18 protein-coding genes and 2 pseudogenes are annotated in these 22,836 nt (G+C 73.6%); 4 read left to right on the top strand and 16 right to left on the bottom strand.

Going from position 1 to position 22,836, the window contains the following annotated elements; genetic code table 11:
- Window positions 1–102: 102 nt before the first annotated feature.
- Window positions 103–1,824: a PucR family transcriptional regulator gene (locus tag ACFYWY_RS25400; protein ID WP_389190314.1), complete on the top strand. Its 1,722-nt coding sequence runs from the start codon at window positions 103–105 to the stop codon at window positions 1,822–1,824.
- Between the two features lie 309 nt (window positions 1,825–2,133).
- On the opposite strand, the gene ACFYWY_RS25395 is transcribed toward ACFYWY_RS25400, so the two are convergent.
- The 11 genes and pseudogenes from ACFYWY_RS25395 to ACFYWY_RS25345 form a co-directional block, all read right to left on the bottom strand.
- The gene (locus ACFYWY_RS25395; protein WP_389190352.1) at window positions 2,134–3,789 is read right to left on the bottom strand and encodes an ABC transporter ATP-binding protein; all 1,656 of its coding nucleotides are present in this window, start codon (window positions 3,787–3,789) and stop codon (window positions 2,134–2,136) included.
- A 284-nt stretch (window positions 3,790–4,073) separates the two neighbouring features.
- Window positions 4,074–5,810, bottom strand: coding sequence for an ABC transporter ATP-binding protein/permease (locus ACFYWY_RS25390; protein ID WP_389190313.1), 1,737 nt, complete (start codon window positions 5,808–5,810; stop codon window positions 4,074–4,076).
- The gene (locus ACFYWY_RS25385; RefSeq protein ID WP_389190312.1) at window positions 5,807–7,225 is read right to left on the bottom strand and encodes a nitroreductase; all 1,419 of its coding nucleotides are present in this window, start codon (window positions 7,223–7,225) and stop codon (window positions 5,807–5,809) included. The genes ACFYWY_RS25390 and ACFYWY_RS25385 overlap by 4 nt, the downstream gene beginning before the upstream one ends.
- A 7-nt stretch (window positions 7,226–7,232) precedes the next feature.
- Complete coding sequence (locus tag ACFYWY_RS25380; protein ID WP_389190311.1) at window positions 7,233–8,600, bottom strand: YcaO-like family protein; 1,368 nt, start codon at window positions 8,598–8,600, stop codon at window positions 7,233–7,235.
- Entirely contained in the window at window positions 8,597–10,105 is a 1,509-nt protein-coding gene (locus ACFYWY_RS25375; RefSeq protein WP_389190310.1) for a CocE/NonD family hydrolase, read from the bottom strand. Before ACFYWY_RS25375 ends, ACFYWY_RS25380 begins: the two co-directional genes overlap by 4 nt.
- On the bottom strand, window positions 10,102–10,980 hold the full coding sequence (locus ACFYWY_RS25370; RefSeq protein ID WP_389190309.1) for a hypothetical protein: 879 nt from the start codon (window positions 10,978–10,980) through the stop codon (window positions 10,102–10,104). The genes ACFYWY_RS25375 and ACFYWY_RS25370 overlap by 4 nt, the downstream gene beginning before the upstream one ends.
- Before the next feature lie 78 nt (window positions 10,981–11,058).
- The gene (gene amiA / locus ACFYWY_RS25365; RefSeq protein ID WP_389190308.1) at window positions 11,059–11,193 is read right to left on the bottom strand and encodes a streptamidine family RiPP; all 135 of its coding nucleotides are present in this window, start codon (window positions 11,191–11,193) and stop codon (window positions 11,059–11,061) included.
- Between the two features lie 64 nt (window positions 11,194–11,257).
- Window positions 11,258–12,131, bottom strand: a pseudogene (locus ACFYWY_RS25360) (ABC transporter ATP-binding protein).
- 142 nt (window positions 12,132–12,273) lie between these two features.
- Window positions 12,274–13,308 carry a FecCD family ABC transporter permease gene (locus tag ACFYWY_RS25355; protein ID WP_389190307.1) on the bottom strand — a complete coding sequence of 345 codons (1,035 nt, stop codon included), beginning with the start codon at window positions 13,306–13,308 and terminating at the stop codon, window positions 12,274–12,276.
- The gene (locus tag ACFYWY_RS25350) at window positions 13,305–14,282 is read right to left on the bottom strand and encodes a FecCD family ABC transporter permease (protein WP_389190306.1); all 978 of its coding nucleotides are present in this window, start codon (window positions 14,280–14,282) and stop codon (window positions 13,305–13,307) included. Before ACFYWY_RS25350 ends, ACFYWY_RS25355 begins: the two co-directional genes overlap by 4 nt.
- Window positions 14,279–15,259, bottom strand: coding sequence for an ABC transporter substrate-binding protein (locus tag ACFYWY_RS25345; protein ID WP_389190305.1), 981 nt, complete (start codon window positions 15,257–15,259; stop codon window positions 14,279–14,281). The genes ACFYWY_RS25350 and ACFYWY_RS25345 overlap by 4 nt, the downstream gene beginning before the upstream one ends.
- 90 nt (window positions 15,260–15,349) lie before the next feature.
- Between ACFYWY_RS25345 and ACFYWY_RS25340 the strand changes: the two genes are divergently transcribed.
- Window positions 15,350–16,603, top strand: a complete 1,254-nt coding sequence (locus ACFYWY_RS25340; protein WP_389190304.1) for a hypothetical protein — start codon at window positions 15,350–15,352, stop codon at window positions 16,601–16,603.
- Between the two features lie 56 nt (window positions 16,604–16,659).
- Window positions 16,660–17,514, top strand: a complete 855-nt coding sequence (locus ACFYWY_RS25335; RefSeq protein ID WP_389190303.1) for a hypothetical protein — start codon at window positions 16,660–16,662, stop codon at window positions 17,512–17,514.
- Between the two features lie 15 nt (window positions 17,515–17,529).
- On the opposite strand, the pseudogene ACFYWY_RS25330 reads toward ACFYWY_RS25335, so the two are convergent.
- The 3 genes and pseudogenes from ACFYWY_RS25330 to ACFYWY_RS25320 form a co-directional block, all read right to left on the bottom strand.
- Window positions 17,530–17,957, bottom strand: a pseudogene (locus ACFYWY_RS25330) (pyridoxamine 5'-phosphate oxidase family protein).
- A 67-nt stretch (window positions 17,958–18,024) separates the two neighbouring features.
- A complete protein-coding gene (locus ACFYWY_RS25325; protein WP_389190302.1) occupies window positions 18,025–18,384 on the bottom strand; it encodes a hypothetical protein in 360 nt (119 codons plus the stop codon).
- A gap of 260 nt (window positions 18,385–18,644) precedes the next feature.
- A complete protein-coding gene (locus ACFYWY_RS25320; protein WP_389190351.1) occupies window positions 18,645–19,121 on the bottom strand; it encodes an RrF2 family transcriptional regulator in 477 nt (158 codons plus the stop codon).
- 152 nt (window positions 19,122–19,273) lie between these two features.
- On the opposite strand from ACFYWY_RS25320, the gene ACFYWY_RS25315 reads away from it, so the two are divergent.
- Window positions 19,274–20,002, top strand: coding sequence for an SDR family oxidoreductase (locus tag ACFYWY_RS25315; protein ID WP_389190301.1), 729 nt, complete (start codon window positions 19,274–19,276; stop codon window positions 20,000–20,002).
- Window positions 20,003–20,117: 115 nt separating this feature from the next.
- On the opposite strand, the gene ACFYWY_RS25310 is transcribed toward ACFYWY_RS25315, so the two are convergent.
- Entirely contained in the window at window positions 20,118–21,749 is a 1,632-nt protein-coding gene (locus ACFYWY_RS25310) for an alpha/beta hydrolase (RefSeq protein WP_389190300.1), read from the bottom strand.
- A 135-nt stretch (window positions 21,750–21,884) separates the two neighbouring features.
- The gene (locus ACFYWY_RS25305; RefSeq protein ID WP_389190299.1) at window positions 21,885–22,712 is read right to left on the bottom strand and encodes a GntR family transcriptional regulator; all 828 of its coding nucleotides are present in this window, start codon (window positions 22,710–22,712) and stop codon (window positions 21,885–21,887) included.
- Between the last annotated feature and the right edge of the window lie 124 nt (window positions 22,713–22,836).

The raw sequence follows: 22,836 nt of genomic DNA, 5'->3' as shown, positions 1-22,836 counted from the left end.
GTAGATTCGAACGAAAGGCGAGGCTCGGTAACCTCACCGTTTTCCCATGAAAACCGTGGCCACGGGCCACCGGCAACAACGAGACAGATCGGCGGCGACGAGATGCGGCTGCGCGCACTTCTGGAAACCGATGCGCTGGGGCTGCGGCTGCTCGGCGGCGAGGACGAACTCGACCGCGGTGTACGTGGCGTGATGACGACCGACCTGCGGGATCCGAGCCGGTACCTCTCTGGCGGCGAACTGGTGCTTACCGGTCTCGCCTGGTGGCATACGGCCGCCGACTCCGAGCCGTTCGTCCGGATCCTGGCGGGTGCCGGGGTGGCCGGCCTGGCCGCCGGCGAGGCGGAGCTCGGCGACATTCCCGGCGATCTGGTCGAGGCGTGTTCTCGCCATCGACTGCCACTATTTGCAGTCAATGAATCCGTTGCATTTGCGACGATCACCGAGTACGTCGTACGCCAGGTCTCGGGTGAGCGGGCCGGTGATCTCGCGGCGGTGGTGGACAGACACAGGCGGCTGATGACATCGGGGCCCGCGGGCGGCGGACCCGAGGTCGTACTGGACCTCCTCGGCTCCGACCTGGACCTGCGGGCCTGGGTGCTCTCCCCCACCGGACGTCAGATCGCGGGGGCGGACAAGCCGCTGCCGCCCGCGGTGAGCGCCGCGCTGGCGGGCGAGCATCTGGCCGCCACCCGCACCGGCCGCCGGGGGCCGCACCGGGCGACGATCGGCGGAGTCACGTACTCCCTCTTCCCTATCCGGAACACCGGGCGCGGGGCCGCCCCCGCCGCCAGGGACGTACGCGAGACCGTCCTGTCGGACTGGCTGCTGGCGGTCGAGGCGGACGCGAGCGACTGGCCCGCCGCCCGTCTTGACCTGCTGCAGGGCGTGACCCAGTTGATCGCCGTCGAACGGGACCGGCGCGAGGCGGCCCGTACGGTACGGCGCCGGCTCGCCCAGGAAGTCCTGGAACTGGTCCAGGCGGGCGCCGCGCCCGCCGAGATCGCGGCCCGGCTGCGGGTGGCCGCGCCGGTGCTGCTGCCCGGCCTCAGGACCGCGCCGCACTGGCAGGTCGTGGTGGCCAGGGTGGACTGGGGGCAGGACGCCGCCGAGGGTACGGGGGTGACGGCCGGGACGGCTACGGCGATCGAGGCCGGGCCGGTCGCCCAGTCCCTGCTCGAGGAGATCCTGGTCGACCCGGCGGCGGCCGGACCCGACTCCACCGACCGGATCGCGGTCGCCCACACCGGCGAAGAGGCCATCGCGCTGGTCCCGCTGCCTTCCTTGCCCGTCGACCCGGACGCGCCCGACGCCGGGTCCACGGAGGCCGGGCTGCACGCGGACGCGCTGCTGAGCTCCGTACGCGACCCGCTCTCGGCCGGCCTCGCCGACGACGGCAGGCTCACGCTGGGCGTCTCCGCCGCGGTCAGCTCGGCGGAGGGGCTGCGCGGCGCGCTGGAGGAGGCCCGCCACGCCCGCCGCGTCGCGGCGGCCCGCCCGGGCCGGGTCTGCGCCGCGGGCCACCACGAACTGGCCTCGCACGTCCTGCTGCTCCCATTCGTCCCTGACGACGTCCGCCGCGCGTTCACGGCCCGCCTGCTGGACCCCCTGCGCGACTACGACCGCCGCCACCGCGCGGAGCTGATCCCGACGCTGGAGGCGTTTCTGGACTGCGACGGATCGTGGACGCGCTGCGCGGCGCGGCTGCATCTGCATGTGAACACGCTGCGGTACAGGGTGGGCAGAATCGAGCAACTGACCAGCCGCGACCTGTCCCGCCTGGAGGACAAGCTGGACTTTTTCCTGGCGCTGCGGATGAGTTGAGGGCGCGGTGGGCGCGGGCCTGCGCTCGGTGCGGGCCTGCGTTGAGCGGGGTGCGGTGTTGCCCGGTGCCGTGCGGTGCGGGTTCCGGTGCCCCTCCGGGCTCGACTCCTCGGGGTCCGCGGCACGAAGGCGTCCGCATTGATCACCGGGTCCGGCCGCCGATCCCTGCGGGGACGACCCTGCACGGCCCCTCCCCAACGAGAGGCACCTGGTGCGGGCCCGCCCGGGCGGCGCGAAGCCGCCGCAGGCGGGGGTGCAGTGGCGTCGGCCCTGCTCTGGTCGGGCCGCGCGCAGCCGCCGCTCCCGGCGTCAGCGCAGCAGCACCCTCGCGAACGCACCCGCCCCCTCCGCCAGCTCCCCCCACACTCCCTCCTGCGCCACCCGCCCCGCCTCCAGCACCGCGATCCTGTCTGCCCTGCGGACGGTCGCCGGGCGGTGGGCGATCACCAGTGTCGTGCGGCCCACCGACGCCGCCGCCAGCGCCGCCGCGAGCTCCGCGTCGCCCTCCGTGTCCAGGTGCGCCGTCGTCTCGTCCAGGACCAGCACGCGCGGATCGGTGAGCAGCGCCCGTGCCAGGGCTATGCGGGAGCGCTGCCCGCCCGACAGCGTCGCGCCGCGTTCGCCGACCGCCGTCGCGTACCCCTGCGGCAGTGCCTCGGCGATGCGGTCGACGCCGGTGAGACGGGCGACCGCGTACATCCGCTCGTCCGTCACGTCCGGCGCGGCCAGCCGCAGGTTCTCGGCGAGCGTGCCGTGGAACAGCGGCGCGTCCTGGCCGACGACCGCCACCGCGCGGCGCAGCTCCGGCTCCGGGAGGTCCCGTACGTCCACGGGGTCCCCGTTCGCCGGGACCAGCTCCACGACACCCTCGGCGGGATCCCAGAAACGCGCGAGCAGATGCGCGCACGTGGACTTGCCGGCGCCCGAAGCGCCCACCAGGGCGAGGGTCTCGCCCGCGCGTACGGTCAGGTCGAGGCCGTCCAGCACGGCCGCGCCGCCGTAGTCGAAGCGGACGCCCCTCAGCCGTACGCCGAGCGGCCCCTCGGGCACCGGACGTGGCGAGGCCGGCGCGGGCGCTCCGGCCGGGGCGCGTACCGCCGCGCCCACCCGGGCCGCCGCCGCCCGCAGCCCGCCCGCCTGGCCCAGCGCGGCCGCCGAGTCGGCGACCGGCGCGAGCACGCCGAGCGCCAGCGCCATCGCCGCCGGGGCCCACGCGCCGGACACGGTGTGCGCGGCCGCCACGACGACCCCGACGACCGCCGCCACGACGAGCAGATCGCGCACCGCGGCCGCGTCCGCCTCCCAGGACTGCTCGGCCCGCTGTGCGTCGCCGAGCCTTCGCCCGTACGTCCGCAGCCGCTCGCGCCGGTCCTCCAGGGCCCCGAACGCGAGGAGTTCGCGCAGCCCGTCGACGCTCTCGACCGCCTCGGCGGAGAGCTCGGCCGCGGCGCCGCGGGTACGGGCGCCGCGCATCGCCCTGCCCCGCCCGTCCAGCAGCGGCGCGAGGACCAGCAGCGCGGCGGCGGGCAGTACGGCAGCCAGCAGCCACGGCTCGACGACCGCGAGGACCACCGAACCGCCGCCGAACACCACGCCGGAGGCGAGGAGTTGGGCAACGGCGTGCGCGTAGAAGAACTCCAGCGCCTCCACGTCCCCGAGCGCCGCCGCTGCGAGATCACCGCTGCGCCGCCCCGCGATGCGCGCGGGCGCGCTGCGGGCAAGACCGTCGAAGACCCGGATGCGGAGCTCGGCGAGTACCCGGTAGGCGAGGTCGTGCGAGAGGTCCATCTCGCGCCAGGTGGCGAGCGCCCGAAGCAGGACGAGTCCGATGAGCGCGGCGAGTGTGCCGGGGGCGGGCGCGGACCGTTCGACGATCGACGTTCCGACGGTGTACGCGGCGAGTGTGACCAGGGCGACGAGCGCGGCCTGGCCGGTGAGAGCGGCGAGGAAGGTGCGTACGGTCATGGACGTGTGCGCACCCAGGACGGGCAACAGGGCACGCAGAGCGCCTCGTTCGGGAACGGCGGAGCCGGTGTCGGCCGAGGCGGCCTCAAGGCCGAGACCATCGCCGACGTCGGCCGCGGCGGCCTCAGGGCCGGGACCGGCGACAGCAGGCGTCGTCGTCGCGGCGGCCGTCGCACCGGCCTCGGCGGCGCTCGCGAACGCGGCAGTCGCGACGGCCTCGGGGCCGTTCGCTCCGACCCCGCCGACCTCGCCGGCATCGGTGGCATCGGTGGCATCCGTAGCGGTCATGCGGCCCGGTCCTCCCTCGTGTGTCCGGCCTCGACCAGGCGTGCGTACACCCCGTCCGCTGCCTGCAGGCTCATGTGGTTTCCGACCGCCTCAACCCGCCCGCCGTCGAGGACGACGATGCGGTCCGCGTGGCGTACGGACGCCAGACGGTGCGCGACGACCAGGCAGGTGCGGCCGTGCGCGGCCTTCAGCAGTTCCTGGACGATGCGGGCCTCGCGGCGTTCGTCGACCGCACTCGTGGCCTCGTCGAGCACCAGGACAGGCGCGTCGGCGAGCAACGCCCGGGCCAGGGCGAGCCGTTGGCGCTGACCGCCCGACAGGGTCGCGCCCCGTTCGCCCACCTGCGTGCCGTACCCCTCGGGCAGCCGGGTGATCTCGTCGTGGATGCCCGCCGCCCGCGCCGCCTCGTGCAGCTCCTCGTCCGTCGCGTCCGGGCGGGCGAGCCGCAGATTGTCGGCGACGGATGCGTGGAAGAGGTAGGTCTCCTGCGAGACGACCGCGATCCCGCGCCGCAGCGACGCGAGGGTGTACGCGGCGGTCTCGGCCCCGTCCACGAGCACCCGCCCGCGGTCCGGGTCGCTGTGCCGCAGCAACAGCCCCAGCAGTGTGGACTTTCCCGCGCCCGACGGTCCGACGACCGCGGTCGTGCGCCCGGCCTCGGCGGTGAAGCTCACCCCCGCGAGGGCGGGCCGCCAGGCCCCCGGATGGGTGAAGTGGACGTCCTCGAACCGGACTTCGGGCGCGTCCGTCCAGTCGGCGCGCAGTCCACCCTTGTCCGGGACGCCGCCCTCGGCGGTGCGCAGCTCCGCGATCCCGTCCGCCGCCGAGACCCCCAGATAGCCGGAGTGCCACTCCCGCGACAGGTCGCGCACCGGCCGGAAGCACTCCGACGCCAGCATCAGCACGAGATAGGTGCCGGTCGCCGTGGTGTGCCCGGACGCGGCGGACGCGCAGGCGACCAGTGCGGCGGCCACCGTCCCGCCCTGCACGGCGAGATCGGTGATCCCGGTGTCGACGAGGGAGACGCGCAGCTTGGCGACGGTCGCGCGGTGCAGCGCGCCCGAGCGCTCCTGGAGCCGCGTTCTCGTACGCCCCACGGCACCGGCCGCGCGCAGTGCCGGCATGCCTTGCAGCGCCTCCAAGTAGTCGGCGGACAGGGCTTCGTACGCTCCCCAGTGCTGCTGTCCCCGCCGCTCCAGCAGCTTGTCCCACCAGCGGGGGGCGAACAGCGCGAGGACGAGGGCGGGGGCGAGCGCGAGCAGCGCCCACGGCTCCACGAACGCCACCGCGATCAGCAGCAGCGGCGGCATGGCGCAGGTGATCAGGAACTGCGGCAGATACCGCGACACATACGCGTCCACCCCCTCGACGCCGTCCACGAGCGTGGCTCGCACTGCGCCCGCGCGGGTGTCGGCCTGCCGCGGCGGTCCGGTGCGGCCCAGGCGTACGAGCAACTCGTCCCGCAGTCCGGTCCGTACCGTCGCGCCGGCGCCGACCGCGACCCGCCGCTGCCACCGGCCGAGCAGCGCCCGGACGGCCACGGCGGCCAGCACCGCGCCGAGCAGCGCGGCCAGCCCGTCGGTGGTGCCGCGGGCGATCCGCGCCAGCGCGAGAGCCAGCAGCACGGCCTGGACGAGATGGGTGACGGCCACGGCTCCGAGCAGCGCGGTGGCCGCGCGCAGGGGGCGGCGGGCGATGCGGGCCGCGCGCAGCAGCTCCGGGTGGAGCATCATGACGGGTCTTCTCCTTGTGTGTGGCGGCCCAGTGCGAGCCCGTGGATCACCCAGTCCCGGCCGGTCCGTTCGCCGAGCGCGGCTCCCAGATCGGCTCCCTGCCAGGACCCGAGCGGCCGGGCGGCCAGGCCGAGCGCGGTGGCGGCCGCCTGGGCGTGGCCGACGCCGTATCCGGCGAGGAGGTGGTCACGGCGTACGCGGGCGGGGTCCGCGTCGGAGGGGCAGCCGTAGGCGAGCAGTACGGCTCCGACGTCGGCGACCCAGCCCTGCCCCGCGGCCCAGACTGCGAGGGTGGGCAGTACATCGCCCTTCGCCATGACTTGGAGCCCGCCTCGCTCGTCGGATACGACAAGCCCCGGCTCGGGGCCCGAGACGGCGAGGCACCAGCGGGGTCCATCGGGCCAGGCTTCCTCTGCGGCGACGAGGACGGCCGCGAGGTCGTCCCGGGACGGGAGCCCTGAGAAGCCGGGCGGAGCGCTCCGGCGGGCGAGGAGGACGGAGTCCGGCACGGCGGTGGTGCTCTGGACGGGACGCCAACTGCCGGTTTCCTCACCCGACGTGGCGAGCGCGTCCAGGACGTGCCATGCCTGAACGAGGTCCGCCGGTGCGTCCGCGGGCCGGGCTTCGACGGAGGTGGCGCATGCGGCCCAGCGGTCCAGCGCCTCGGGGTCGGCAGGCGTCACCCGCACGGCGGCGAGCGGCAGCTCGGGCCCGACCGGGGGAACAGTCGTCCCCGCCGGCGTTTGAGGCGTGGGGGTCCCCCCACGCCCGCAGGCGTAGGGGGTGGGGGCACCTCCCATGCCCGAAGGGCTATGGGGGAGGTCCGGGACGGAGCCCCGGTTTCGGGATGGGGGTACCTCCCACGGCCGCCAGGCCGTAGGGGGAGGGCGGGGTGGGGGAACGTCCAGACACACCGCCTCCGCCCCCGCGAGGGCGAGCGCCGCCACCGCGTGCCCCACATCCAGCAGGATCAGCGGCCAGCCCCGGTGCCCGTAGTGCGAGACGGTACGCCGTGCCGTGACGCCCAGGACCGCGATCGCTCCCTCGGGCACGGGGTCGGGCGCGGGCCCGGCGCTGTGCAGCCGGTGGCGGCCCGGGTCGTACGCATATCGCCCCGGCTCCACCCCGCAGCCAGCCCCCACCAGCAGATACGTGTCGACCGGGTGCAGCGCCCCGGCCGAGGGCGCGGGACGCAGCCGGTCGCCCGCCAGCGAGAGCCTGAGCACCCGGTCCAGAGCGGGCGGTACGGGTACAGGTTGTCCTGGCCGGTCGGCCGGGGGCCCGGCCGGGAAGTCGGGACCGGGGATCTCGGCGGAACGGGCCCGTTCGAGCGCGTCACGTACGAGCGCATTGCGCACGAGCGCATCACGTACGAGTCCGCTGCGTACGAGCGCGTCGGCTGCGGCAGAGTTCATCGACGCCTCACATGTGCGGTGGCGGGGAGAGCGTGAAGTCGCCCGGCCCGTAAGGCACTTCGGTGCGCCAGCCGCGCTCCAGGGCCGCCTGCCCGAAGCGCGTGCAGCCGAAGTACCCGAATGCGGCGGGGGCGTTGGGCACCAGACCGGAGACGAGAGCGCGGGCGACCCGCAGTGGGGTCTCGGCCACGTCCTCCGTCGTGAGGTCGAGCGTGATCACCCGGTGGCCGCCTTCGGCGAGGCGCGCGTCGAGGGCGGCGCGGCTGCCGTGCGTGACCGCCTCGACGGGTACGACGCCGAGCTCCGGACGGGTGAAGCGCCGCGCCAGTGGCGTCATCCGCGGGTCGAGCCACACCTGGACATGCGCGCCCAGGTCCCGGACGGCCCCGAAGTCCGTACCGCAGTCGTCGAGATAGCTACGGTCGGCCCGGTGGTCGAGGTACAGCCCGCGCGCCAGCATCCCGGCCTCGATGGCCCGGAAGACCCAGCCGTCCGCGTCGACCGCGCCCTGTGTGAAGACCCAGGTGTGCACGGCTTCCAGGACGGCCTTGCGGGCGGCCTCGGCCGGGTCGTACCGGCAGGCGAAGCCCGCGGCGTGGATGGAGCGCTCGGCGTCGTACACCAGCGCGGCCATGCACGGCGCGAATTCGGACGGCATCTCGACGATGCTGACCTCCAGGCCGCAGCCTTCGAGGTCGCGGGCGAGACCGGGGACGGAGTCCGGGTCGATGCCGCGGGTGGGACCGTCGAGATGCCACCACAGCTCCAGGGCGTCGCGCTCGACGACTTCGAGGAGTCCGCGCTCGATGGCGTCGTCGAGGCCCTGGCCGGTGGCGATCCCGGCGTAGTTGAGATGGTGCGTAAGGGGGAACTCCCGCAGCTCTCCTTGCCGCCAGTTGAGATGGGTGAGCGCGGCGGGCGCCCAGCACTCCTCACCGCCCTCACTCGCGCGAGCCCACAGGGCGGGCGTGTCGGGGGTGAGCGGCCGGTAGGCGAAGCCCGGTCGCTCGTACTGCCAGTCGGCGTACGCCGGCAGGTCGCCGGGTCCGTACAACGTCCGTCCCTCGGCGCGGAGTTCGGCGGCGGTCGCCCGGCGGGGCGCGTCGGGGTGGCCGGGCGGCGGCAGCCGGTTGCCGCAGTAGCGCTCGACGGCCTCGGCGACGGCGGCGATCCTGGCGCCCGCGGGATCGCCGAAGGTGGTCCCGAGGGACACCCGGTCGGCCGGCCAGGCGCCGAACCGGCGCGCGTCGGAGACATCGGCGGTCATCGCGGTGTAGCGGGGCGGGGCCCCGTCCGGGTGCGGCACCGGCTCGACGGCGCGGATGAGCCCGCAGACGGGGTCCACGAGGGCGTCGAGGGTGAGGGCGCTGGTCAACTACACATCTCCTGTACGGGATCGACGCGCCGGCCGCGGCCGGCGGACAGCAGGAGCGTGCTGCCCGCCATCCGTACGGTCCGGCGCGAGGCGGCAAGCCGGGTGGCGGTCACCGGGTTCTCGCCGGTGTGCGGATTGCGGGCGTGGGCGGGGAAGTGATGGCCGGCGACCTCGACCCGCAGCCGGGTTCCGGCGGCCGCCCGCCGCGCCAGAAACCCGAGCGGAACGGTGAACTCCGAATCGGTCCCGATTGGATCGGCCCGGCGTACGACGCCGAAAGCGAGAGGCTCGGCCCGCCCGTCCGGATCGAGCGCGACCAGGCGTACGACCCAGTCGGCGGAAGGGGTGTCGGCGACGGCACGGAGGCGGACCTCGGCGTCCCCGAAGAGATCGAGCGGCCGGGGAAGGGGCGGTGTGACGAGGAGGGTGCGGTCGGGGGGCCCGGTGGGGTCGACGTCCAAGTGGTCGGAGTGGACGGGCTGTCGGGGGTCGGCGGTGAAGGTGTCACCGGAGAGGAGCCGCAGCCCGGCCCGGGTCCCGAAGTCCCACTCGGCGGCCGCGCCTCGCAGGTGCGCGTCCTGGGGACCTGTCGCGTACCAGTACTCGCTCCCACCCAGCGCCACCGCACCACGCACGGCCGTGCCACGCTCGCCGCCGAGCGCTGCCCGCGCCCACCGTACGTACAGCTCACCGAGGTTCAGCCGGTGGCCCGGGCGGGCCTCCGGGGCGGGGTCCGCGGTCAGGCCGTGGCCCCATGGCCCGAGCAGCAGCCGCGCCGGGCCGCCCCAGCCGCGCCACAGGCGCAGGGTGTCCGCCGCGAACGGGTCGCGGGTACCGCCCACCGCCAGCAGCGGCAGTTCCGACGCGCCGCCCCGCAGCGCGAGCTCGTCGCGGCGGCAGGACTCCCACACGCCCGGCCAGGACGGCAGCTCGCGGCCCAGCCGGTCCGGGAGGCTCGTCAGCGGTAGGTGTTCGAGCAGAAGGGGATCGTGGGCGAGCGCCTTGCCGAGTGCCGATTCGTCGGAGTCGGGGCGGTCGCCGTGCGCGGCCCACCAGCCAGTCCGGCCCAACAGCCGCTCCACGCCCGAGGGTTCACGCGCGGCTTCGGCGGGTCCGAGCGCGGGCACGGCCGCGATCACCGCGTCCGGTCTGGCCTCCGCGTCGTCGCCGACCGCCGCGGCCAGCGCGCAGTAGGCGCCGTAGGAGGCACCCGCCGCGACCACGCGCCCGTCGCACCATGCCTGCTGCCGGACCCAGCGCAGCGTGGCGGCGCTGTCCGTCTCCTCGCTGCGGTACGGATGCCAGTCGCCCTCGGAGCCGTACCGGCCTCGTACGTCCTGCGTGATTGCGGCGAATCCGCGCGCGGCCCAGCCCTGCGCCTCGGCACGGAGGCGATGCCGGTCGTACGGCGTGCGGACGACTACCGCGGGGAACGGCCCGGTGCCGTCCGGCAGACACAGCTCGGTCGCAAGACGGGCCCCGGGCACGGGTATGTGGAGGGTCATCGGCCCGGGTTCCCCGGCAGCGGGGCGACGTCGGGCACCGGCAGCACCGGGTGTTCGGTGACGGTGAGGTGGCGCAGGTCGATCCGGCGCAGCCGACGTCGAGCACCCGCCACGCCCGTCGCTGCCCCCGCGGTCGCCGCTTCCGCGCCCGTCGCCCAGGCGATCAGATCGGCGGTGAGCAGGGCCGCGGTCAGCGCCGCCGACGCGGCGGTGTGGCGCGGCCCGGTGTCGTCCGTGCGCGAGCCCGCCCAGTACGCGGCGAGTTCCCGGTACGCCGGGGTCGCCGCGAGCCGCCGCAGCCGTACATGCGCCGAGGTGACGTCGCCGGGTGCCGCGGCGAGCGGCTCGAGCCAGGCCTGGGCGCCCTCGCGGTGGCAGCGGAGCCAGCCGGTGCCGCGCGCGGGCAGCCGGTCGCCCTCGTCCCAGAGTCCTTGCGGCACAGGCGAGTCGAGGCACCAGACGAAGGCGGCCGACGGGTCTTGCACTGCGGTCGACGTATCTTGCGCTGCGGCCGCGGAGATCTCGCCCGGCTCGACAGACCGCACCTCGCCTCCCTCGGCCCGTACACAGTGGGCGAGCGGTTCGGTGAGCACCGGGTCACCGAGCAGGAGAACAGTGCGCCCGGCAAGCGGCCGCCGCGGGCCGTCCGGGGAGCGGATCAGATAGCCCGCATCCTCGAACGCCGTCGCCAGCCGGTCCAGTTCGGGATCGGACTCCCCCGTCGCCGGCCCTGCGGTAAGCCGGTCCACCAGCGCATCCTCGGCTGCCCCGCCGGTGTCGACGCGCAGGAACTCCCCGTCGGGCGTACGGATCGCGAGACCCTGGCCGGGGACGGTGACGAGGGCGACGCCGGGGGCGAGCCGCGCGGTGGGCACGAGATGTCTCCTGGTTTCTGGGGGTGGTGCGGGTCGGGCCCGCCCGGAAAGGCGCTCCGGGCGGGCCCGATGCGGGACTTACTTGTCGTTGTCCGCGCCGGTCTCGACGGCGTCGTCGAAGGGGTTCTCGACGAGCGCGTTGGAGTGGGTGGCGGACAGGTGCGCGAGCTGGCCCTGCTCGGCGATCGGGCTGAACACCTTGTGCTGCTCCATGAGTTGAGCCTCCAGTCAGTTGGAAATGAACGCCGCCGGTCAGATCGGCGCCGCGCCGCCGACACTAATGAATATGATTTTCATTTCGCAAGTCCCTCAGGGTCAGGGAGAGGGTGATCCGGGTAACACACCGGCCAGCCGCCCTCCGGATCACGTCCCACCCGGCCTGCCACGCCCAGGACTTGGGCCAGCAGCTCGGGCGTGACGACCTCGTCCGGCGGGCCGTCGGCTGCCACCAGGCCCGCCCGCAGGGCGACGATCCGGTCCGCGAACCGCGCCGCGTGCCCAAGGTCGTGCAGCACCATCACCACCGTCAGCCCGCGCTCCTCACGCAGCCGCACCACGGTCCGCATCACTTCCAGCTGGTGGCGCAGATCGAGATACGTGGTGGGCTCGTCGAGCAGAAGGACACGGGTGTCCTGAGCCAGGGCCATCGCGAGCCGTACGCGCTGCCTCTCGCCGCCGGACAGTGAGTCGACGGGCCTGTCGGCCCACTCGGCGACTCCGACGTCCGCCATGGCCCGCGCGCACACGGCGTCGTCGCCGTCGCGGAGCATGCCGAGCGGACCGCGGTCGGCGTAGCGCCCCTGCCGCACCAGCTGACGTACGGTGATGCCCGGTACGGCGGGGGCGGACTGGTGCAGCAGCGCGACTCGTCGGGCCGCCGCTCTTCGAGAGAGCCGGGCGAGGTCGTCGCCGCCGAGGAGCACCCGTCCGGCGGAGGGGCGCAGCAGCCCGGCGCCGAGGCGCAGCAGGGTGCTCTTGCCGCAGCCGTTGAGCCCGACGAGGGCCACCAACTCGCCTGCGGCTACAGACAGTTCGATGCCGCAGAGGACTTCTCGTCCGGGGTATCCGAAGCGCAGGCCTTCGACCTGGAGCGTCCCGGGTGGGCCGGCCCCTGCTGCCTCGGAGACGGGTTCGGTGTCTGTTGCGGTCATCTCTCCTCCATGAGGGTTCGCCCCTGTTCCCTGTCGTCGTTCCCTGTCGTCGATCGGGCCGGTGGACAACCGGTCGATGGCTGCCGCGCAGGCCCACAAGGTCCGCCGGCCAAGACGGCCGCCATCCATGCGGATGCCGCCGTCACTGCTCCGGCACCCCGCGCCGGGCCACCGCCAGTAGCAGCGCCGCCCCCACGCATGTCGTCAGCGCGCCCGTCGGCACGCTCAGCCGGTCCGCGTCCAGGGCATCGGCCAGCGCCCGGGACAGCCACTGCGCCCCCGCGTCCGCCCCGCACACCACCGCAGCCCCGAGCAGGGCCGCGCCCGGCAGCGCCGTACGCAGGTCCGCACCGAAGAGCGCGAACGCCAGGTGCGGCACCAGCAGACCCACGAAACCGAGCGCCCCCACCGCGGAGACCGCGCCCGCGGTCAGAGCGACGGCGCACACCAGGCCCGCCGTGCGGGCGCGGCCGGTGGCGAGGCCCGCCGCCGCGGCCTGTTCGTCGCCGCAGCGCAGCAGCGTCAGTGGTGCGGCGAGCGCATACGCGGCAACCGCCCAGGCGCCGGCCCACGGCCACAGCAACACCCAGTGCTCCCAGACCCGGCCCTCGGTGGAGCCGACCAGCCACTGCACGACGCTGCCCAGCTCGCCGGGCGCGACCAGCAGCACCATCGCCGTCAGCCCGGAGAGCACCGCCGATACGAGCACCCCGTGGACGGCCGTCTGCGCCGGGTCGCCCTGCTCCCTCCCCGCGAGCAGCCAGAGCAGCCCCGCCCCGCCGAACCCGCCGAGGCAGGCCGCGACCACCACGGCCGCCGGGGACTCCCAGCCCGCGAGGCCGAGCCCGGTGGCCGCCACCGCACCGAGCACCGCGCCGGGGGTGACGCCGGTGACCTCGGGACCGGCCAGGGGATTGCGCAGCGCGGCCTGGAGGACGATCCCGGCCAGCCCCAGACTCGCGCCTGCGGCGAGCGCCACCAGGGCTCTGGGGAGCCGGAGTTGGAGTACGACGTGGCGCGCGGTCGGATCGCCGCCGCCACGCAGGACCTCCCACACGTCTGCCGGTCCGAGCGCCCGCCCGGCGACCAGGTCGGCGCATCCGACGGCCAGGACGAGCAGCGCGAGCAGCATCAGCAGCCGCGCCCGGCCCGTATGCGTACGGCCTGAGACCTTCATGCGACCCCCGCCTTCCGTCCCGTCCTGAGCAGGGCGACCCCCGCCGGCACGCCGAGCAGCGCCGTCCACGCCCCCACCGGCGTCTCGATCGGCGCCAGCGCGAGCCGCGCCGGCGCATCCGCGCACGCCACGACAAGTGCGCCCCACACCGCCGACCAGGGCAGCCACCGCACCGCGTCCGCCTGAGGCCGCAGCCGGCGCGCCAGATGCGGGGCGAGGAAGCCGACCCAGGCGACCGGACCGCAGACGGCGACGACCGGGGCGATGAGCAGGACGGCGATGGCCAGCGCGGCGAGCCGGGCGCGCCGCACCCGTACCCCCAGCGCCCGCGCGTCGTCGTCGCCGAGCCGCAGCACAGAAAGGACCGGAGCGCACAGCACCAGCGCGGGCACGGCGGCGGCCAGCCAGGGCCAGAGTCCGGTCACATCGCCCCAGGTCCGTGCGGACAGACTGCCCAGCAGATAGCGGTAGATCAGCTGGAGGTCGAGCTGGTCGGCGAGGACCATCAGCACCAGCAGGGCAGCCTGGAGCGCCGCCGACACCGCCGCGCCGGTGAGCAGTACCGCCGATGGGCTGCGCCCGAACCCGGCGGCGAGCAGGGTGAGTACGCCCCCGGCCGCCGCCCCGCCGATCGCCAGCAGCGGGGCTACGGCGAGCGGCACCGACACGGACAGGACCAGCGGCGCGGCGACGCCGAGCGCCGCGCCGGAGGAGACGCCGAGCATCTCCGGGACGGCGAGCGGATTGCGCAGCGCCTCCTGGAGTACGAGCCCCGCCGCGCCCAGGCAGGCGCCGGCGATCAGCGCCAGTACGAGCCTGGGCAGCCGCAGTTGGGTGACGACGACGCCCGCGAGCCCGTCGCCGCCGACCGCTCCCGGCAGCTGCGGGAGCGGAACGTACGGCGTGCCGAGGCACAGCGCGCACACCACGGCCGTCGCCAACAGCCCGCTCGCCACGGTGAGTTGGCGGCTCACTTCAGCTTGGCCGTCGCCTCGTCGAGGACGATGCCGAGCGAACGGGTGCCACGGCCCTTGGCCCACACCTCGGAGTCGACTTCGTAGACCTTGCCGTTCTTGACGGCCGGGATCTGTGACCAGAGGGGGTTCTTGGCGAGCTTGTCGGAGAGCTTCGCGTCGGCGGGGCCGCCGAAGGAGAGCGTCTCCACGAACAGCACATCGACGTTGCGCGCCAGGATCTCCTCCATGCTGTACGTGCCCTCCACACCCCGGCTCTTCCAGGGGTAGTCGGAGATCTTCGGGAAGAGTCCGGCGGCGACGTCGTTGCCCGGCGTCGCGACGCCGAAGTTCTCGTCGCTGCCGAAGATGATCAGCGAGGTCTTCTCGCTCTTCGCCTTCTCCGCGCGGGCGAGCTTCTCGCGGAAGCCGCGCTCCGCCTTCTCGCCCTGCTCGGTACGTCCCGTCAGCGCGGCCAGGTTGCGCAGACAGCCCACGCTGTCCTGCCAGTTCGCGGGCTGCACGGGCCAGAAGACCGTCGCGCCCTTCAGCGCGGGCGCGAGCTTGCCGTGCGTGTCCTCAAGACCGATGACCAGATCAGGCTTGTGCGACAGGATCGCCTCGGCCTCGGGGCTGAGGAATCCGCCGGGCACCACCGGGATCTTCCCGGCCTTCTCCTTGCCAAGGAACTTCGGGTGGGCGAGCAGCGCCGAGTTGGTGGCGGCCGGGGTCATCCCGAGCTCGGCCAGGATGTCGTCGCAGAGCGCGACGAGACAGACGACGCGCCTCGGGGGCTGCGGGGTCGTGACGGTGACGCCCTTGGCGTCGGTGATCTTCCGGGCGGCGGCTATGGGTTCGACCCTGACGTCTGTTTTCGGCCCGGCACCGCCCGCCTTGTCGGAGGTGCTCTCGGCGGTGGCTCCGCAGCCTGCCAGCAGGGTCCCCATCACGGCGGCGGCGGCCAGTCGACGGACGGTCATCAGCGCTCTGCGCGACATCGCATCTCTCAGTTCAGCTAGGTTCCAGAATTCTCACATGATAATCATTATCAACAAGCTAGCCGACTGCCCACCCCACCGGAGGCCGCCATGCCACCCGCGACCACCCCACCCCCTCGGCTGCTCGTCGCCGACCAAGTAGCCGGATCCATACGGGTGCTGGACCTTCCCGACGGCCGCGAGGCGGGCCGGGCCGAGGGCCGCCATCTCGCCGAGCACGCGGGATTCCTGGCGCTGCCCGGGAGCCGTACCGCCTTCGTCGACGACCTCGCGGGCGAGCTCGTCGTACTCGATCCGTACGGACCCGAGGCGGACAGGCCGCTCGTCGAGGCGACCGCCCCGGTGGCGATCCCCGCCGAGCATCTGGCCGCCGACCCCGGCGGCCGGCTGCTCGCCGTCACCACCGGGCTCGGGCGCAACTGGGACGCGTGGAGCGACCTGCTGACCGCCGTGGACCTCGCAGCGCCCGGCGGACCGCGATCGGTGCGGGTCCGTACCCGCATGGGAGAACCGGGCGTCACCGTCTTCGGCGCCGGTGATCCGTCGGACGCCCTGGTCGTACTGCGCCACCGCGAACCCGGCTCGCTCACCGCCTACCGGCACGCCGATCTGATGGCCGCCGCGCCCGCGTGCCCGCCCGCCGAGGCCGTACACGAGGTGCCCCTGCCGGACGACGACGGACACGGCGACGCCCAGGACCCGCTCACCGGGCGGCTGTTCGCCGCCGCGAGCTCCGGCGTGCACCGTGCCCGCCGCGAAGGAACGGCCCTGGTGCCGGAGGAGCCGCTGCCGTGGGCCGGCGAAGGCCGCGGGTACTACCTGCGGCTCGATCCCGCACGCCGCACGCTCTGGTCCTGCGTGCGGGGCGGGCCGACCGACCCCGCGCGCTGGCCGGAGTGGACCAACGACGCCTGGTGGCACCAGCTCGACTCCGGCCACACCGGCCGCCTCCCCCTCGGCCCCGGGCTGGTCTTCCGCCTCGCGGTCGCCGCGCGCCACGTCGCGTACGCCAGGGTCCATCCGGACGGCGACGAACTGGTCCTCATCGCCGTGGACTCCGGCACACCGCGGATCACCGCCCGCCTGCCGCTGCCCGCCATGGACGGCGCGCCGCGCCCGGGTGGGACGCCCTGGGACGGCGTGCAGCGCCGGGCGATCGCCGCCTCCCCCGGCTCACCGTTCGTCGCGGTCACTCGTGGGGGTCATGGTGAGATCCACTTGGTTGACGCCGATGCAGCGGCCCACGTCACGACCCTGAGCGTGCCCTCACCGCTGAACGACGGGGGCCATCTCGCGCTGATCTCCCCCGGCGACGGCGCCCACGGCGACCCCATCGGGCGCTGAGCGATTGTGAATTCATTCACCTGACCTCTTGGCCAGGCATGCCCATCCATGCTGAGATGCGACAGACTCAACAGCTCAATGGCGTGCTCGGGGAGGGCAATGTGGCGCATACCGCCATGTCTGGTTCCGGAACCACTGCAGGTGACGATCCACTCCAGACCGCGGTATGGCGGCTGCGCTCGCGCGGCTGTTGGACCGATGCGGCAGCCCTGCTCATCCCGCACACGGCGGATCCCGCGGCCGCGCTGGAGCGGGCCGGACTGCTCGTCGAGCGCTGTCTGTTCACCGCCGACGGCTGGGCCGACGCGGAGGACGCGCTGCGTACGGCGGAGGCCGTGGCCCGGGACGACGAGGAGCGCGGCGGCGCGGCGTGCGAGCGCGGGCGGCTCGCGTACGCGGCGACCCGCCTCGGCGTACGCGACCGCGCCGACGAGGCCCGCTCCGCGCTCGGCCGCGCCGCGGCGCTGCTCGCCCCCACGTCGCCGGGACGCCCGCTGCTCGACTTCCGCCGCGGCCTGGTCGCCGAGCACATCGCGGACTCCCCGCAGGCCGCCGGTGCCGCCTACCAGCGCGCCCACGCCGGAGCCACCGCGCAGGGCGACCCGCTGCTGCTCTCCTTCACCTGGCACCATCTGGCGGGACTCGCCCTGCGGGACGGGGAGTTGACGGAGGCGCGGCACGGTTTCAGCGAGTCGCTGCGGATCCGGGAGGAACTCGGCTATCTGATCGGCACGGCCCCGGCGCTGGCCGCGCTCGCCGACTGCGAGACGGAGCCGGAGGCGGGCCGGCTACGGGCGGAGGCGGGCCGGCTGTTCCGCCTGCTGGGCGGCGTACCGGTGTGGCTGGCGGAGCAACTGCCCCCGACGGCGCCGGTCCGGACCTCGCCTCCGCAGTCCGAACCCGCGGCATGACCGGAGGCGGGCCGTTCACAACTCGCCGAGGTCCGAGCTGAGCCAGTGCTGGGGACGCATGCGGATGACCACGTTCTCGCCGTGAGCCTTCCAGGCGAAGTCGACGTAGGTCTCGACCTTTTCGGCGGGGAGGTAGCGGGCCGCGAGCTCCACGAGCTGATCGCGGGTGGCCGGGAGGGTCTCGATGACGGGCCCTTCGACGGAGACGTACCGGACGGTGGGCGCCACGCGGTCGACCATCAGGCTGAACCGTCCGGCCCGGCCGATCAGCGCGGCTTTGCGGGAGTCACGTCCCGTCATGACCCAGACGTCGCCGCCGGGCGCGTACTGGTACCAGATGGGCACGGTGAGCGGAGCCCGCCCGCCCTCGCCCGCGTCCACGGCCAGGGCGGCGATGTGGGGCTCGCCCAGAAACGCTCAGGCTCTTCACGGGTCAAGGCCATGGATGACTCCCTCATACGGATGGGGGCGCTCCCGGACGGAAGCCGCCTCCTGCCCAGCTTTGCCCTCCTAGCCGACCAGCCAGGAGAGCGACATGGCCGGATTCATCAGGACCAGCACGACCCCGACGACCACGAGCACCCAGAAGACGCCCCAACCCCTGCGCCGCCGCGCCTGCCGCCTCCGGGACGGCCACGCCCGCCACGCGTCGGGTTCCGCCCGCACCGGTCTCCTGCGCCTGCCCCAGCCCCGCACCTTGCCGTGCCGCCGCGCGGCCTCCTCGTCCTCACGCCGCAGCCGCTCGGTCACCATCCGCGCCCGCGCGGACGGCTCCTTGGGCGCGGCGAGGCGTGCGGGTCCTTCGCTCTCGCGCTGGAACTCCTCCCACGCCTCGTCGGGTATGGACGACTCGGGCAGTTCCGCGGACATGAATGACCCCCCACTCAATGGACACAACAGCTCTGGCCAAAGGTTAGCGGCGGGTTCGGCGCGGCAGCGTGAGCTCCGCCCGTCCGGTCTTCGCCGAGGCGTGTGGAGCTGAACCGCTGCGTGAACATACGTACAGTGACGGGAGTTTGACGCTTCGTCTGAGCCGGCATGCCCCGCGGTGGCGGCCTCGCGCATTTCCCGGCCTCGACGGCTACTTCGGCAGAGCAGGCGGCGAGCAGGCGTTCTCGTCCCCCGGGTCCTCAGGCTTCCGGCGCGGTCAGCCACCCGCCGATGCGGACCATCGCGGAGGGGCCGGAGGCGGAGGCGACATCCTGAACCAGATCGGCGATCGAGACGGCGCGCAGCGCTTCTCGCCAGGCCGCGTCCGCCCCGGTCATCGCGCGGGCGATCGGGCAGGGCACGGTGCACGACTCGGCCGGGGTGGCCAGCGGGCCCCGCTGGCGGATCTCCGTGCAGGTGAACGCCTGGCCGGGGCCGTCGACCGCTTCGACCACATCGAGCACCGTGATCGAGGCGGGTTCCCGGGTGAGTACGTACCCGCCCGCCTTGCCCTGGACCGAGCGCACGAGCCCGGCCCGGGAGAGCGCCTGCAGCTGTTTGGCCAGATAGCTCGCAGAGACGTCGTGCAGTTCCGCCAGCTTGGTCGCGGGGACGGGCTCCTCGACCGACGTGAGCACGACGCAGCAGTGCAGGGCCCACTCGACTCCGCCGGACATCTTCACTCGGCCACTCTAATCAGCCGCCTTGACTCGGACAATTTGTGTCCGTGTATAGTCTCGGACAAAACATGTCCGAGTTAGGTGCATGCCAGGCCCACATAGGGGTTGTTATGTCATATTCCGGACATACTCCCGACGAAAGGCATGTCATGAAGTTCGCAGTCATCGGCGGTACCGGGCTGATCGGGTCGCAGGTCGTCAAGATTCTCAACGCCGCCGGGCACGAGGCGGTACCGCACGCGCAGTCCACCGGAGTCGATGTCATCAGCGGCCAGGGACTGGACGCGGCGGTGGCGGGAGCCGACGTCGTCGTCAACCTGACGAACTCCCCGACCTTCGACGAAGCCTCCCCGGCCTTCTTCCAGACCTCGATGGACAACCTTCTGGCCGCGGCCCAGAAGGGCGGCGTCGGCCACTTCGTCATCCTCTCGATCGTCGGCGTGGACCAGGTGCCGGAGCTGGACTACTACCGGGCCAAGGTGCTCCAGGAGGACGTCCTCACGGCCGGGCCGATCCCCTACTCGATCGTCCGCGCGACGCAGTTCATGGAGTTCATGGACGCCGTCCTGTCGTGGACCGCCGACGGCGACACCGTCCGGCTGCCCGCCACGCCGATCCAGCCGATCGCCTCCAAGGACGTGGCCGACGCGGTGGCAGGAGTCGCCGCGGGCGCCCCGCTGGGTGGCATTCGCAACATCGCCGGCCCCGAGATCTTCTCCCTGGACGAGCTGGGCCGGATCACCCTGTCCCACAAGGGCGACAGCCGTACCGTCGTTACCGACCCCACCGCCGGCATGTTCGCCGTCGTCAAGGGTGACGTTCTCACCGACAAGGACGCCCACCGCGCCCCCACCCGCTACGCCGACTGGCTCTCCTGACTCGCGCGCCCGCTCAGGCGCGCAGACCGCAGAGAGTCAAAGCCTGGCCCCGTCGCGGAGTCACGCTTCCGACGGCGCAGCCAGGCCCGAGCGCGCCGCTCCCACGATGAAGGACTCACGAGACGACGTCGGCCATCCCGCCCCCGCCCGTGGTGACGCCGCCCTGTGGCTTGGGTGCGGGGAAGGGAGGCGTGTCCTGTTGGCACGTTGCTCCCTTCGGCGGGAGCGTGCCGTCGATGAAGTAGCGGCTCTCGTATTCGTTGACGCAGCTGCTGGGGTTGAGCATTGCGGTGTGCCCGTACCCGTTGTTGGTGAGCAGGCGGGCGTTGGCCAGTTCCTTGGCCATGGCCTGCGAGCCCGAGTAGGGAGTGGCGGGGTCGTACGTGGTGCCGACCACCAGGACGGGGTGCGCCGTCGGCTTGTTCCACGGGCCGCGATAGCGGTTGGCAGCTACGGCCGGCCAGTCGGCACACCCCTCTGCGGCCCAGGTCCAGAAGCGTCCGGCGTCGCCCGTACGGATGGCGCTGGCCTCCTCCATGGCGTGGTAAGCACCGGGGTCACGCGGATTGGGGCTGTCGCCGCAGAGCACCGCACTGGCCTGTTCATCGCCCGTGTACGGATTCGGATTCGGGACCGGTGGTGCGGGTGGGGGTGGGGACGGCTCCGGGACGCGGCCCAGCCACAGGTACTGCAGCCTGCCGGCGAGGTCCGTCCATCCGGGGTGGACAATGTAGAGGCTGCTCACTGCGTCGCTGGCCGTACGGCCATAGGTCCACGCGCCCACGGGATGTTCCCGGAGCCGCCGCAGCAGCTGGTCGAACTTGTCCCGGGTCGCTTTCGGGCTGCCGGCTGAGAAGGCGCAGCGGGCGGTGGTGGCGGACCCGCACAGGGCGAGGAACCTGTCCAGGATTGCTGCCGCCCCGCGGTCCGCGCCCATGCGCAGGAATGTCGTGAGCCGGGGGGCCTTGTTGGACGCGTGGTTCGTCCAGGCCTGCGGGTCGGTGTTGCTGTCGAGGGTCATGGCGCGGACCTTGCCGGGGAAGAGGTTGGCGTAGGTGGAGCCGAGGGTCGTGCCGTAGGAGATCCCGAGGTAGGTGAGTTGTGGGTCCCCCATCGCCTGGCGGAGCTGGTCGAGGTCGCGAGCGGTGTCGGCGGTCGACACATGGCGCAGGAGCTCGGGGTCACGCTGCTGGCAGCGCCGGGCCAGATCTTTGTACGCGGCGATCCAGGCCGTGCGCTCCTTCTCGCCCACCGGGAAGCCACCGGCCGGTTTGCCGGCACCCCAGGCGTCGGCTTCCTCGGGACTGCGGAAGCAGTTCACCGCTGTGCTGTTGCCGACTCCTCGGGGGTCCCAGCTGACGATGTCGAACCGCTCCCGCACCTCCCGGGGGAAGGCCTCGTAATTCTGTGGCATCTGCACCGTTCCGGGCCCGCCGGGGCCGCCCGGGTTGAAGAACAGGGTGCCGATGCGCCGTCCGGGGCCGGTTGCCTTCCGTTTGACGACCGCCAGCTCAATGGTGCGACGACCGGGGTTGCCGTAGTCCAGCGGCACCTTCGCGGTCGCGCAGTCGAACCGACTGCCCTGGACGCAGGGTCTCCAGTCAAGCTTCGGGGCGGGCACCGAAGGTGACGGCGCGCCATCCGCCCGTGCGAGGTCCGGCCCGGTGAATACCGTCGAGCAGACAACTGCCGCGGCGATGGCCACGGCACAACGCCGACCGCCTGCTATGGATCCGGGTATGGGCATGCTCTGTCCTTCCGCCTTCACGGCTGAGCGCCCGATGCCCCAATGCCCTGGAGTCGGCACGCATCCGCATCAACAGCACCGCGGCCCGACAAGGCGCACAAGCCGGCCGCGGCCGAATGTGCCGAGCTGTTGCCGTCAGCCGTCCGCGCCCGTGAAGTGCTCCCGTACCAGCGACTGCACAACCGCCACGTCCTGCGCGATCAGCGCCTCCAGCAGCGCCATGTGTTCCGCCGCGTCCGCCAGCAGGTCCGCCCGGCGCATGGCCGGGGCGCTCGTCAGGGGCCATTGGGAGCGGCGGTGGAGGCCGTCGGCGACCATCACCAGTTGGTGGTTGCCGGACAGCGCGAGCACCGCGCGGTGGAAGGCGCGGTCCGTTTCTGCGTATGCGGCGCGGTCGCCGATGGCCGCGGCCGCGGCCGTGGCCTCGGCCAGGGGGCGCAGGGCGGCCCAGCGGGCGGCCGGAACCGTGCGGGCCAGGCGGAGAATGACCGGGACCTCGAGCAGGGAGCGGACCTCTGCCAGGTCGGCCAGTTCGCGCGCGCTGCGCACCGTGACGCGGAAGCCGCGGTTGGGGACGACCTCGACCGCGCCCTCGTTCGCCAGTTGCTGCATCGCCTCGCGTACGGGCGTCGCCGAGACGCCGAAGCGTTCGCCGAGGACGGGGGCGGAGTAGACCTCGCCGGGGATCAGCTCGCCGTCGACCAGGGCGGTGCGCAGGGCTTCGAGGATCTGGCCGCGAACCGAGTGGCGCCGGACCGTGCGGGGCACGGTGCCCGGAGCGGGGGGCTCGCTGTGGGTGTGCTCGCCTCGCGCACCTTCCGGCGCGCGGGCCTGTACCGGAACCTGTGCCGGAATGCGTGGCTGCGCCGGGCCCGGGCGGTCGGGCGGGCCTGCCTGCTCGGGGACACGGGCGGAGGCGTACGGCTGCGGCAGCGCGGCATCGCGCGCTCGGGCCTGCTCCACTCGGGTCCTCCTCCGGCATGGCGCCGGGCCCGGCATCAAGCGCAGGGCCCCTGTGCACCATAGGCGGAGGGGGCCGCAGTTCAAACATCGAATGCGTCGGGTAAGGTAAGGCTAACCTGCCAAT

Origin of the sequence: Streptomyces sp. NPDC002870 (genome assembly GCF_042888505.1) — a bacterium.
Lineage (GTDB): Bacteria > Actinomycetota > Actinomycetes > Streptomycetales > Streptomycetaceae > Streptomyces.
Note: the sequence above shows the minus strand (reverse complement) of the source record. Positions and strands in the feature narration are given on the sequence as shown.